Here is a 13,463-nt window from a genome sequence, read left to right as displayed (position 1 = left end):
ATATCTTCCGTCAAGGGGGGTATGGCTTTTTCTATGTCCAACTCTGTGATATACTCGACGCAAGATTATTTGTATAAACATCGTTTTTTATGATGAAAAAAGCTATATTTTCAGAGATCATTTAAAAGATCGTTTCCTTTTTATTTTGCTGTTATTGTATGGCCTGAACGGCCTCGGCTCAAAACAGCAGCGCGTGTTTTCACGCATCAAAATGTTGATGTTTCCGAACTGCCTATGCTATACTGTTATTGTATTGCTGCCTGCATTTTTGTATCATTCCTTACAGCAGATGCGGGCATCAATACCTTTAAATCCATATCAATTGAACTTACCTATCGAAGGCGAGAAAATTAATGAAAAAATATCATGTGATAGATTTGTTTTGCGGGGTCGGCGGATTAAGCTACGGTTTTGCAAACAATGAAAACTTTGAAATCATTGCGGCGAACGAAATTGAAAAAGATATTGCGGCCGCTTATTCCCTGAACCATCCCCATGTCAAAATGTATCATTGCGATATTCGAGACTTAAGTGAAGCTTCTCTCAAATCGATGGCCGGCTCTTCCGGCCTTGATCTGGTCGTGGGCGGCCCCCCTTGCCAGTCTTATTCCACTTTAGGAAAACGTCAATTGGATCAACGGGCAAATTTATTCCTTGAATATAAAAGAGTCCTGTCTATTTTAAAACCTAAAGCATTTATTTTTGAAAATGTGGTTGGCATATTAAGCATGAACCATGGCAAGCTTTTCAAAACAGTTTGCGAAGAATTTAAAGAGCTCGGATATACTCTTCAATATCAGACCCTTGACGCGGTCAACTATGGCGTGCCCCAGCGCCGCGAGCGCGTGATTCTTGTAGGCTCTCTGGGTCGCCGCCCTTATGTTTATCCTGCCGAAACTCATGGCGAAAACAAGCTGCCGCTTGTCAGTTTAAAAGATGCGCTTTCTGATCTTCCCGTTTTAAAAAGCGGAGAAGAAGCTTCTTCTTATCTCAAAGAGCCAGACAATGATTTCTTGAAATTCGTCCGTTGTCATTCCGGCGGTTTGACCGAGCATAAAGCCCCCAAAAACGGAGCTCATCTGATAAAAATCATGCAAGCTTTGAAAGACGGGCAATGCAAAGATGATCTGCCCGAAGATATCCGCCCGAAAAGCGGCTATGGCAACACTTATGCCAAGCTTTGGTGGGAAAAGCCTTCCACCACCATCACGCGAAATTTTGCCTGCCCTTCTTCTTCAAGATGCATTCATCCCAGAGATTCCAGGGCAATGAGTATCCGCGAGGGTGCAAGGCTTCAAAGTTTTCCGGATGATTACCTCTTTTACGGTTCCGACAGCATGAAAAAGCTTGAAATCGGCAACGCTGTTCCCCCGCTTTTGTCTATCCAAATCGCTAATCAAATGCTGAAAATGCTAAAAGAGGAAGATCACTGATCTTCCTCTTTTTATAAAATTCATGATATCAGCCCAGCATATTTGAAATCTTATCATAGCTGTGATGAAATTGCATTTGAGACTGGTGCCACTGCACAAACCCAAAAGGCAGCTGAATCGTTGTGCCGCCATTGGTCAGGCCATAAAAAGTATCGCGCTGTGCAAATTGCTGTGTGGCTGCACAAAGTTCTTCAATCGAAAAGAGTGCATCCACATCGTTTTCATCCAGCAGATTGATATACCAAATAAAATCTGACCATTCCGCTTGTGATTTTACAGCGCCCATTGCAAAGCATAACATTGCGATCTTACCAGCGTTTTTTTGAAACCACAGCAATAAATCTTCATACAGATCGGGATCATAGGCCCGCAAAGTGTCTGCATTGAGGCTTCTATGCCTGATTTGCAGATCATAATTTTTATCTTTCGCCGCATAGCGCCTGATAATGTCAGACGCATCATCGGCAGCGGCCCAAAACAGCTTTATTGCCCGCTGCACAGGGGCAGGAATTTCCTGCCCGAACTGTTTTTGGAAAGTTGCGATAAAAAGCCCGGCCCTTACAAAATAGACTTGCCCTCCCAAGCTTTTTTTGATGGATATATTGATGTTTTCACCGTTTTTCAAAAAGATTTTCAAATCGGTTTTCGATTTGGTTTTTCTTCCTCCAAGAATGCTTTCGACATTTGTTTCATGCAGCCCGCCCACTGTTGTTGCCGTTATCGGCCCGGCATCACCAAGCCTATCCAAAAAATCGGCTGCATATCTTTCATCACGATCCAATAAATTTCTGACCAATTCTTCATTTTTATGCCCGGAAAGCTTTGCGTGTTTCCATCCCTGGGCTCTGTTTCTATGTTCCATCTTCAAACACTTCCCTCTTCAAACCGATCGGCTCTCCTTGTTTTTGCAGGCAGCGCCGTTTGTTTTATTTTACCATTATAACCTTCCCCCACTCAATTCGCAATCTTCCGCCCGTTACCGCCTGTTGCGCTGATCTTTCTTCGCATTAGAAAAGCGTGAGAATCGTTTGTTTGATTCTCACGCTTTTTCTTTCAGTTTAAAAGATTTATACGCACTTTGTTTCTTTTGGGATGCGCCAGGCGACGAACAAATTGCCCAGCGAGAAAAACGCCGCTAAGAAAAACACCCATTGCGGCCCCCAGGAAACCCAGATCATGCCGCTGAACTGCGCCGCCACGATGGAAACGATATGATCGAGACTGATGCCCGTGGATAAGGCCGCTGTTACATCATTGGGCGAAACGGCGATGCTTTTTAAATAAACCGATTTAACAATGCCTATCTGCATCGATAAGCGATCCAATACGAACAGCAGATAAACGATCATCACCGGCCAGCCGTTCCCCGGCAAAAGTGAAGAGGAAAGCGCCCAAACCACGAACCCATAGATCACATAAACCACAATAAAGCTCAGGGCGTCGGCATACATCATTATTTTAATGCCAAAGCGATCCATCCATCGCCCCAGATAATTCATAAAGAAAATGCCCAAAAAACTGCCTGTGATGGTCAAAAGACTCATCACATCGGCGCCTTTGCGCAGCAGATCCACAATGACCCACGACCCGAAGACAAAGGCAATCTGTTTTTGAACGCCGTGAAGAACCGTCAAGATATAATAATAACGATATTCTTTTCTAAAAACAAACCGCGGTTTATTATGATAGGTGTTTTCCTGCGCGGCGTGGCTGCGGATCAGCGCGGCGGCCGCAAAAATGGCAAACAAAAAAGCCGCCGTACCCAGCAAAAACACCCATTTAATTTTCGTGTGGAACGAAAGCAGCCCTGTGCGGAAACCGATAAACACGATCAGCCCCGCCACAAACCCCATCGCTGTTTTCACGCTGGCATATTGCCCCACGCGTTGGCCGATGCGATCTTTTTCAGCCAGCGACATGCCGATGGAATCGGAAAGCGGCATAAAAGTATGCATCCCCATGGAATTGACAAACAGAAAAATCAGCATCACCGTATAACTGGGCGTGAAAACACCCAGCGCCAACAAGCCGGCCGCCGCAAGCACCTGCGCCACCAGCGCTGTTTTTAAATCGCCCAAAAAAGAAAGCCCCGCAATGACCATGGCGCAAAGAAGCCCCGGCAGTTCCCGTGGGAATTCGATAAAGGCCCTTTGCTGGGCGTTAATATGATAGACCTCTTTAAAATAGTTTGCATAAACCGAATCGCTCAGGCCATTGCCCAGCGCCACCGCAGCCACCAGAATAAAAAACCACAACAGCTGCTTTTTCATCCCAAGCTTTTTACAAAACTCATCCATCTCTTTCTTCCCCTTCATTCAGCTCTGCCGAAACATGGGGTGCTTTTTCATGCGCTTTCCCCATTTTTGACATTGTAATTGTAGCAGATAATCAAGAGATGCACACCCTGTCAATTTACACAATATTTAGCTTCTAAACTTTATATTTTGGACAAGAGCCCCTGCAATCGCTTTCAGGCTTTGGCGTTAAAAAACTTCTCTGTTTTTTAACCACGGCAAACCGTTTTGCCGTTTCTATGTTGGTGGTCTTTTTTAACCGCATAAGAAAAGCCGCCGCGAATCATTTTCGCGGCGGCTTTCAAACCGGTTATCGCTATCAGCTTTTGACCTGCTGTGCGGTTTTCAGCACGAGCTTCACTGTAACTTCTTTTCCGTTGCGCTCTAACACGATGTCAACGGTATCGCCGATTTTATATTTATCTTTCTCATAATTGAGCTGTGAAATGCTGGTGATTTCTTTTCCGTTGAATTTGCGGATATAATCGCCCGCCTGAATGCCGGCTTCTTCCGCCGCGCCGCCGCGTGTCACTTCTTCCACGCGGACGCCCGCCTTCACATTCTGCATGGCGGCATAATAATCGTTGATCTCCTGAACGGTAACGCCCAGCATCGCGCGATCCTGCACAGCGCCATATTGAATGAAATCATCCACTACTTTGAGCGCGGTGTTGCTGGGGATGGCAAAGCCAATGCCCACCGCTTCTGAAGTAACGATTTTGGAAGACACCACACCAATGACCTGGCCGCGGCTGTTGAACATCGGGCCACCGCTGTTGCCGGGGTTGATGGAAGCATCCGTCTGGATGACTTTCATGATATAAGAACCCATTTCGATTTCACGGCTTGTGGAAGAAATGGCGCCCTGTGTCATGGTGTTGGCGAATTCAAGACCCAGCGGGTTGCCGATCACAACGGTGGGCTCGCCCACAACGATCTCATCGGAATCACCGAAAGTGGCTGCCTTTAAATTTTTAGCATCGATCTTGATGACGGCGATATCGCTTTTTTCATCGCTGCCCACGACCTTTGCCTGATATTCATCGCCCGAATAGGTTTTAACGGTGATGCTCAGCGCATCGCCCACCACATGGTCGTTGGTGATGATATAACCGTCTTCTTTATAAATGATGCCGGTGCCGACGCCGCTGCCTGTGGGGGTCTGGCAGGTGATGGCCACCACCGAAGCCACATTATCCGCATAGATCTGCGCGTTGGTTAAAGAATTTTCACTGTAGGTGGGCTGATAAACGACTTTGCTGGTTGTTGCGCCGCTGCCGGATGAATTGGAAGCCTGGTTCAGAACGCCGCTGTATTGTAAATATCCAAAGGTGGAACCAACCGAAACCGCCGCCGTCAGCGCCACAAGCCCTATTGTTTTGGCAACGGCCTTTTGGCGATGCGATTTTTTTGCTTTTCTTTGCTGCGCTTCTTCATAATAATCGTAGTGCTGCTGCTCAGGCGCCTGCGCCTGCGGCATATTCCAGCCGTTTGCGCCGCCGGTCATCTGTTCCGGGGAAGCAGGCCGAATCTGAAAAGAATATTGTTCACCGTTTGTATTTTGATTTTCGCCGTCGTGGTTTTCAAATCCACCAAATTGTTTATCATCCATGAGGATTCCTCCTTTTTGTTTCTACAGGCATATTATCCCTTAAAAATATGAAAATGCAATTGCAAAAAATAAAATATTTTGTAAACGAGAAAAGTTCTATCCTGCGCTTTCTTCCGTTTTTTCACATTTTGCACAACTTTGACCGTTCAACGCGATATTTTGTCTTCAATACACGCACATTTTTATTAAATCGTCTGAAAATTTTATCATTTAGTGATTGAAAAGTAAAAAGCGCACTGCTATAATAAAAATATCGGGTCTATGGCCCGCAACGATTAAAAACCCATTTTAATATTATGAATATGGAGATGAAAGTAATGTCTGCAAAAATGATGGATGCGCTTGTTAAAACCGAAGCCGCAAAAGGACTGACTTTGATGCAGGTTCCTGTTCCCACACCGGGCCCCGGCGAAGTTCTGATCAAGATCCACAAGACCGCGATCTGCGGCACAGATGTTCACATTTATAACTGGGATCCCTGGAGCCAGGCAAACATTAAGCCTCCCCTCGTGACCGGCCACGAATATGTGGGCGAAATCGCCGAGCTGGGCGCGGGCGTAACAGCTTATCATGTGGGCCAGCGTGTTACAGGCGAAGGCCACATTATCTGCGGCACCTGCCGCAACTGCCGCGAAGGCAATGGCCAGTGGTGCCCCAATGCCAAAGGCGTTGGCGTGAACCGCAACGGCGCTTTTGCCGAATATCTCTGCATCCCCGCCACCAATGTGGTGCCCATTGATGAAAGCCTTGAAGAAGATCTGGTTTCTTTCTTTGATGCGTTCGGCAACGCCACCCATACCGCTTTGATGTGGGATCTGGTGGGCGAAGATGTGCTGATCACCGGCGCAGGCCCCATCGGCGTTATGGCGGTCGCCATCTGCAAATATGCGGGCGCACGCAATGTCGTTATCACCGATGTGAACGAATATCGTCTTGATCTGGCCAGAAAAATGGGCGCAGACGCGGCGGTGAATGTTGCCAAAGAACAGCTGACCGATTATTATGCAAAGCTGAACATCAAAGAAGGCTTTGATGTGGGCCTTGAAATGTCCGGCAGCGCACCCGGCCTCAACCAGCTGCTCAAATCCATGCGCAACGGCGGCAAGGTTTCTCTGCTTGGTCTGCAGGGCCCCGACACCAAGATCAACTGGGATGACATCATCCTGAAGGGTCTGTGCGTCCAGGGCATCTATGGCCGCAAGATCTTTGCTACATGGAACAAGATGAGTGCAATGGTTCAGGGCGGCCTGGATCTGAAGCCCATCATCACCCATCGTTATCATTACACCGAATTTGAAAAGGGCTTTGCTGCCATGATCTCCGGCAATTCCGGCAAAGTCGTTCTGGATTGGACAACAAAGAAATAATCAGGAGGAGATTCTCATGAAAGAAGCATTGAAGATCTATGCACAGCAGCTGGCTGACATTCGCGAAGCCGGCACCTATAAAGACGAGCGTTTCATCACCACCCCGCAAAACAGCCGCATTGACACCACAAAAACAAAGAATGTTGTCAATATGTGCGCCAACAACTATCTGGGCCTTTCCAACAATGCCGAAGTCATCGCTGCCGCAAAAGCCAGCTATGATAAATGGGGCTACGGCCTGTCTTCCGTTCGTTTTATCTGCGGCACACAGCAGCTGCATAAGGATCTTGAAAAGAAGATCAGCACTTTCCTGGGCATGGATGACACCATCCTCTATTCTTCCTGCTTCGATGCCAACGGCGGTTTGTTCGAAACCCTGCTGACAGCGGAAGACGCCGTTATCTCTGATGAACTCAACCACGCTTCCATCATCGATGGCGTTCGCCTTTGCAAAGCAAAGAGATTCCGTTATAAAAACAACAACATGGAAGACCTGAAAGCACAGCTGGAAGCCGCAAAAGACGCGCGCATCAAGCTGATCGCCACCGATGGCGTTTTCTCGATGGATGGCTTTATCGCCAACCTGAAGGGCATCTGCGATCTGGCCGATGAATATGGCGCTTTGGTCATGGTCGATGACAGCCACGCTGTTGGCTTCATGGGCGAACATGGCAAAGGCACACCCGAATATTGCGGCGTAATGGGCCGTGTGGATATCATCACCGGCACATTGGGCAAAGCTTTGGGCGGCGCTTCCGGCGGCTACACCAGTGCCCGCCAGGAAATCGTCGATCTGCTGCGCCAGCGCAGCCGCCCCTATCTGTTCTCGAACACTCTGGCCCCGGCAATCGCCGCCGCCAGCTGCAAAGTGTTTGATATGCTGACAGAATCCACCGCTCTGCGTGATAAAGTTCACGAGAACACCAAATACTTCCGTGAGAAGATGGCAACTTTGGGCTTTGATATTCCCGAAGGCACCCATCCCATCGTGCCTGTCATGCTCTATGACGCAAAGGTCGCTCAGGAATTTGCGGCCCGTATGCTGGAAAAGGGCGTTTATGTGGTTGGCTTCTGCTATCCTGTCGTTCCCCAGGGCAAAGCCCGTGTGCGTACACAGATCTCTGCCGCACACACCAAGGAAGATCTGGATTTCGCCATCAAGTGCTTCGCAGAAGTTAAGAAAGAAATGGGCATCTAACCTTTTCTCTTTGTTACATTACTGCTATTTACAGAAGGCGTTCGCGCCTGACTGTTCCTCAAAAGAAACAGCGGTCACAGGAACCTGTGGCCGCTGTTTTATTATATGCCTGCGGCAGTTTTTCTTCCTCTTTCCTTTGGATAAAAATTTTTCTCTGCTTTTTGATCGGCCTCAACCAATCCTCTATGCTTCGCATATGATTTTTCAACGATCTCCCTGTTTCTTTGAGAACCATTCTTTATTCATCGCGGCAGAGTTCTTTTTCCCTTGATTGACGGCAGAGCGAATCCAAAGTATAATAACCGCATAGCGGTTATTATATAAATTTTACGGCCCGCCTACGGCGCCGGCCACTTTATACCATTCCTGCTTCGCACTCATGGTATAATAGCCGCATAGCGGTTATTATATAAATTTTACGGCCCGCCTACGGCGCCGGCCACTTTATACCATTCCTGCTTCGCACTCATGGTATAATAGCCGCATAGCGGTTATTATATAAATTTTATGGCCCGCCTACGGCGCCGGCCACTCTATACCATTGCTGCTTCGCACTCATAGCATACTGCCTAAAGATTCTTTGGCAGGCTCAATTCATCAGGAGGTTTTTATGAAAGATTCTTTCTCTCGTCATTTTTTTCGTGCCCTCGCCTTTGGCGGAATCATTACCTTTCTTTCTTATTTTCGGGTAATCACCTCTTTTAGCGGTATTTCCGAAGGAAGCTTAAATTGGTTTCAGCTTGCAAGAACCTTCCTGCTGTGTTCCGCCGTTTTTCTGGCCGTCAATTTGCTGGCCGATTTTATCATAAAGAAGTTCGCCAAAAAATAACTGCTTTCTGCGTTTTTACTATAAAATAAACGGTTCGCGGCCTTTGGCCGCGAACCGTTTTTCATTTTCAATTATTTGCCGCTTTTATTCCGCGATACCGGCAGCCTTCATATATTCCACATAAGCTTTGGCCACCCGAACCATCGAATCGATTTCGATATGCTCGTTGAACTGGTGGGCCATGGTGTCTTCGCCCGGCCCAAAGATCACAAAAGGCGCTTTTGTTTTGGGGATGATCTGGGAAGCATCGGTATAGAAATAAAGCCCTTTTACCACGGGCGTGATGGCCGCTTTTTCACAGGCCGCCTTCATCTCTTCCACAAACGGATGATCCGCCGCCACTTCCACCGCAGGGCGGTTGTTGATGATCTCCACTTTCAGCGAAAGCTTCGGGCATTCTTTCATCATTTCCGCGCAGATATCGCCGGCCTGCGTGAGCAGCTTGTCATGGCTGACCGAAGGCAGAGTGCGCATATCGATTTCCATCACAGCGTTTGCGGGGATGACATTCGTCATAATGCCGCCGTTCAGTTTTGTGACAGCCATGGTGGTGTGGTTCAAAAAGACATGTTCTTCGCTGACCGGCACGATTTTGCGGAAGCGGCGCTCGAATTCCATCAATTTTTCTACGCCGTTCACGCCGATTTCAGGCCGCGAACCATGAGCCAGCGCGCCCACGGCGCTGATTTTGAGCCACAAAGCGCCCTTTTCGCAAATGCCGATATTCTCGTTGGAGGGTTCCGCCACGATGACGGTTTCCGCCTGATGCAGAGTTTCTTCTTCTGCCACGGCCAGAGCGCCCAGGCCGCCCACTTCTTCATCAGCCGTGAAACACAAAACGATATCTTTTTTCAGCTTTGCGCCGCTTTCCAGCAGGTAGCGGCAAGCCGCGATCATCGAAACCAGACCGCCTTTCATATCTGCCGTTCCGCGGCCCCAAATCACGCCGTTTTCTTCTTTTGCTTCCAGCGGCGGATATTTCCACGCGGTTTCATCGCCGCAGGCCACTGTATCCATATGCCCCACAAAGGCAACGCCGCCCCGCGCTTCGCCCGGCAGCCGAACGATCAGGCTGGCGCGGCCTTCGCCGTGGCGGATTATTTTTTTCTCGGCTGTTTCCGGGAAAAGCCCGGCAAGCAGCTTGACCATTCGTTCTTCACCGGGGTTCGGCTGGCAGGTATCCATCCTCACCAGCGTTTTTAAAAGATCGCCGCAATATTCCCGGCTGAGCGTATTTTCATGCATATGCTATTCTCCCTTTCCTTCGCCAATAATAATGTCCTATTGACAGTTTACCTTCTTTACGATTACAATGCAATCATAAATCATATGAAAAGAGAGTTGCCTTATGAATCGGCTTTATCAAGTTTCCACCTTAAACGCTTTGATGCTGGGGAATTTCGACAGCGCAGATACGATCGCGCATGTTCTTTCCATGGGCAATTTCGGCATCGGCACCTTCACCGGCATGGATGGTGAGATGATCGTCTGCGATGGCACCGCCTACCGCGCGGCGGCAAGCGGCCGCGTTCAGCCCGCCGAACTTTCCGAAACCACCCCTTTCTGCATCGTGGGAAAAGATGACCCCTCGGTTTCTTTTGAAAACTGCCCGCAGCCCATCCCTTCCTTCGAGGCGCTGAAAGCCCTTTTGGATGAAAAGATCGACGCTTTGGGCGGCAACAAAAACTGTTTTTACCTGATGCACAGCCATGGCGTGTTCCCCTTCATGCATATCCGCAGTATCGCAAAACAGCAAAAGCCCTATCTCACACTGCCCCAAGTGGCTTCCAGCCAGCAGGAACACCTCTATGAGGCTATCCGCGGCAATGTGGTGGGGGTCTGGTTCCCCGCTTATTGCAGCGGCATCAATATGCCGGGCTGGCATCTTCATTTCTTATCGGAAGACCGCAGCTGCGGCGGGCATATTTTAGAGCTTTCCGCTTCTGAGCTGGCGTGGAAGCTGCTGCCGAAAACGGATTTTGCTCTGCATCTTCCCACAAACCCCGAATTTGCGTGTCTTCCCTTAGATCGCGACCTGAGCCGCGAAACAAAAAGCGTAGAAGGCGAATCACAGAAGAATAAATAGAAAAAAGCGCAAGTAAGCGCCTGCCGCAAAACGGAAAACCAAGATCGTTCTCGGAAAAGTTGTGTTCCACTCGCTTTTCAACACAATTTTCCGGGTCGATTCTTGCGTTAACCGCAATTTTGCCGCAGGCGCTTTCGTTTTCTGTCGTTTATCGTTCGCTTATTTCTTCACCGCCGCGTTCTGCACGCCGATATAATGCAGAATGTTCAGATCCAGCGGATGATCTGTTCCGTGGTTCCCGTGGCCGTCTTCCTGCTGATGGATGCCATGATCCGGCGAAAAAGTATACAGCACCGCGTGATTCTTCCAGCAATGGTGGATCTTTGCCGTAAGCGCTTCAAAAATATCGATCTGATGCTGAAGCGCCATCATCGATTCGGGGCTTTCTACGCCTGTTCTGTGCATCACATCGTCATATTCCTGCGTATAGACGCTGATGAGATCATAGCGATCTTCTTCGATCAGCTTGAGCGCCTGGTCGCGCACCTGTTCATCATAGGGCATGATATAATAATCCAGCGCGCGGTCGTTATAAATATGCGCCATGCTGGAACCTTCCACCGCCACGATGGCCACCTTTTTGCCGGCGCGCAGCGCGGAATCAAAAAGGCTGTCAATAGAAATGACAGGTTTTGCATATTCCCGAATGCCATGCACTTCGGGCAGCGCCCCGGTATACATCGTGCCAAAGCAAACGGGGGTGTAAGAAGGCATCACCGCGCGAAACGGAAGGATCAGCTGTGTTTCGCGGCGAACCGAAGCAAACAACTGGGGATATTTTTCGGCCAGGCACTGCCCCACCGCATCGGGATTATAAATCAAAGTGCGTTCGATCGGTTCTTTGCAAAGATCCTCCACAAGGCCGCATAAGGTTTCATCGGGCTGCTGGGCCTGTTTGGGGCGCTCGATGCCCATGGCCCGGGCCACGATGCCCGCCAGCTGACACAGTGAAAGTCGATTTGTCTTTTCCATTTCCATACCTCCGTTTTTTATTTTAGAATAGATCGATTCAAAATAAAAAACGCATTCGGCCGGCTGCTCTTGCGCTGAATTTTACTTCATTTCAAAAGAGAACCTTTGGCCGAATGCGTTGCTCAGGCATTTTTCAGGTCAGCGGATGACCGCCGTATCGGCGCCGAACAAGGGTTTAAACCTTGATTTTCGCCTCGCCTGCGTGCATTTTTTCATATTTAGTTAAAACAGGCTTGACGCAGTTTTCCAGAAAATCTTCTGTTTGAAGCGCCGCGCAGCCGATATATTTTTCCGGCGAAAGCAAACCGTTGAGTTCTTCCTCCGTTACGCCAAAGCTTTCATCCCCGGCGATGCGGGCGATCAGGTCATTGGGCTTGCCTTCGATTTTCACCTGGCGGGCCGCGGCCATTGAATGCTCACGGATGCTTTCATGCAGTTCCTGGCGGTCGCCGCCGCGGCGAACGGCATCCATCATGATGTTTTCGGTGGCCATGAAGGGCAATTCTTCGCGCAGATGTTTCTCGATCATTTTGGGGTAAACCACCAGACCGCCGGAAACATTGATATACAAATTCAAAATGGCATCGCAGCATAAGAAGGCTTCCGCCACGCTCAGGCGCTTATTGGCGCTGTCATCCAAAGTTCTTTCAAACCACTGGGTGGCCGCCGTGATGGCCGGGTTTAAAGTATCGATCATCAAATAACGCGAAAGCGCCGCAATGCGCTCGCAGCGCATGGGGTTGCGCTTATAGGCCATGGCCGAAGAACCGATCTGGTTCTTTTCAAACGGTTCTTCCATCTCTTTCATATGCTGCAGCAGGCGCATATCATTCGAGAATTTCGCCGCGCTTTGCGCCACCAGAGAAAGGGCGTTCAGCACAATGGAATCGATCATGCGCGAATAAGTTTGGCCCGAAACGGGAACGCAGCCATCAAAGCCCATCTTTTCGGCGATCAGCTGATCGAGCCGGCGCACCTTGCTGTAATCATTATCGAACAGTTCTAAGAAGCTGGCCTGTGTGCCTGTTGTGCCTTTGGAACCCAGCAGCTTCAGGTTTTCAAGCACATGCTCCACTTCACGAATATCGATCAGCAGATCATGGATCCATAAAGTTGCGCGTTTGCCAACCGTGGTGGGCTGCGCCGGCTGATAATGTGTAAACCCAAGGGTGGGCATTTCGCGGTATTCTTCGGCAAAGGCGGAAAGGTTTCTTAAAACCTCTACCAATTTAGCCAAAAGCACCTTCAGCCCTTCATGCATGATGATCACATCGGTGTTATCGCCCACATAGCAGGAAGTGGCGCCTAAATGGATAATGGGGCGGGCTTTGGGGCAGCATTCGCCATAAGTATGCACATGCGCCATGACATCGTGTCTGAACTTGGCTTCATAAGCGGCGGCTTTTTCAAAATCGATATCTTCGATATGGGCGCGCATCTCTTCCAGCTGTTCATCGGTAATGGAAAGGCCAAGCTGCCGTTCCGCCTCGGCCAAAGCGATCCACAGGCGGCGCCATGTGGAAAACTTATATTGCGATGAAAATAAAAACTTCATTTCGTCGCTGGCATATCGGGTATTCAGCGGGGTTTCATACATTCTTGTATCGTTCAAATCGGTACACCCTTTCTTCGCATATCTTAACCGCCGAAAAGGCGGTTTTTCATCCTCTGT

Annotated in this window: 11 protein-coding genes; 5 read left to right on the top strand and 6 right to left on the bottom strand. The window is 48.9% G+C overall.

Annotated elements, in window-relative coordinates; all coding sequences use genetic code 11:
• Positions 1–353: 353 nt before the first annotated feature.
• Complete coding sequence (locus tag ACJA3I_RS06310; RefSeq protein ID WP_458861763.1) at positions 354–1,433, top strand: DNA cytosine methyltransferase; 1,080 nt, start codon at positions 354–356, stop codon at positions 1,431–1,433.
• Positions 1,434–1,461: 28 nt separating this feature from the next.
• Here ACJA3I_RS06310 and ACJA3I_RS06305 read toward each other — a convergent pair whose 3' ends face one another.
• The 3 genes from ACJA3I_RS06305 to ACJA3I_RS06295 all read right to left on the bottom strand — a co-directional run bounded on the left by ACJA3I_RS06305 (position 1,462) and on the right by ACJA3I_RS06295 (position 5,339).
• Complete coding sequence (locus tag ACJA3I_RS06305; protein WP_458861762.1) at positions 1,462–2,295, bottom strand: hypothetical protein; 834 nt, start codon at positions 2,293–2,295, stop codon at positions 1,462–1,464.
• A 205-nt stretch (positions 2,296–2,500) separates the two neighbouring features.
• Complete coding sequence (locus tag ACJA3I_RS06300) at positions 2,501–3,730, bottom strand: MFS transporter (RefSeq protein ID WP_458861761.1); 1,230 nt, start codon at positions 3,728–3,730, stop codon at positions 2,501–2,503.
• Between the two features lie 316 nt (positions 3,731–4,046).
• Entirely contained in the window at positions 4,047–5,339 is a 1,293-nt protein-coding gene (locus tag ACJA3I_RS06295; protein WP_458861760.1) for a S1C family serine protease, read from the bottom strand.
• A gap of 317 nt (positions 5,340–5,656) precedes the next feature.
• Here ACJA3I_RS06295 and tdh point away from each other — a divergent pair, with 317 nt between their 5' ends.
• The 3 genes from tdh (at position 5,657) to ACJA3I_RS06280 (ending at position 8,733) form a co-directional block, all read left to right on the top strand.
• On the top strand, positions 5,657–6,706 hold the full coding sequence (gene tdh, locus ACJA3I_RS06290; protein ID WP_458861759.1) for an L-threonine 3-dehydrogenase: 1,050 nt from the start codon (positions 5,657–5,659) through the stop codon (positions 6,704–6,706).
• A gap of 16 nt (positions 6,707–6,722) precedes the next feature.
• Positions 6,723–7,904, top strand: a complete 1,182-nt coding sequence (locus tag ACJA3I_RS06285) for a glycine C-acetyltransferase (RefSeq protein WP_458861758.1) — start codon at positions 6,723–6,725, stop codon at positions 7,902–7,904.
• A 610-nt stretch (positions 7,905–8,514) separates the two neighbouring features.
• Positions 8,515–8,733 (top strand): hypothetical protein, encoded by a 219-nt coding sequence (locus ACJA3I_RS06280; protein WP_458861757.1) that lies wholly within the window; start codon positions 8,515–8,517, stop codon positions 8,731–8,733.
• An 84-nt stretch (positions 8,734–8,817) separates the two neighbouring features.
• On the opposite strand, the gene ACJA3I_RS06275 is transcribed toward ACJA3I_RS06280, so the two are convergent.
• Positions 8,818–9,978 carry a M20 family metallopeptidase gene (locus tag ACJA3I_RS06275; RefSeq protein WP_458861756.1) on the bottom strand — a complete coding sequence of 387 codons (1,161 nt, stop codon included), beginning with the start codon at positions 9,976–9,978 and terminating at the stop codon, positions 8,818–8,820.
• A gap of 103 nt (positions 9,979–10,081) precedes the next feature.
• Between ACJA3I_RS06275 and budA the strand changes: the two genes are divergently transcribed.
• Positions 10,082–10,819 (top strand): acetolactate decarboxylase, encoded by a 738-nt coding sequence (budA, locus tag ACJA3I_RS06270; RefSeq protein ID WP_458861755.1) that lies wholly within the window; start codon positions 10,082–10,084, stop codon positions 10,817–10,819.
• A 159-nt stretch (positions 10,820–10,978) separates the two neighbouring features.
• Here the strand turns inward: budA and ACJA3I_RS06265 are convergent, their stop codons facing one another.
• Together ACJA3I_RS06265 and purB are read right to left on the bottom strand one after the other, a co-directional pair.
• Positions 10,979–11,791, bottom strand: a complete 813-nt coding sequence (locus tag ACJA3I_RS06265; RefSeq protein WP_458861754.1) for an alkaline phosphatase family protein — start codon at positions 11,789–11,791, stop codon at positions 10,979–10,981.
• A 175-nt stretch (positions 11,792–11,966) separates the two neighbouring features.
• Positions 11,967–13,388 (bottom strand): adenylosuccinate lyase, encoded by a 1,422-nt coding sequence (purB, locus tag ACJA3I_RS06260; RefSeq protein ID WP_458863829.1) that lies wholly within the window; start codon positions 13,386–13,388, stop codon positions 11,967–11,969.
• Positions 13,389–13,463: the final 75 nt, after the last annotated feature.

It is taken from the genome of Acidaminobacterium chupaoyuni (assembly GCF_047936785.1).
Classification (GTDB): Bacteria; Bacillota; Clostridia; order Oscillospirales; family Butyricicoccaceae; genus Acidaminobacterium; species Acidaminobacterium chupaoyuni.
This window is presented reverse-complemented; position numbering and strand designations above follow the sequence as displayed.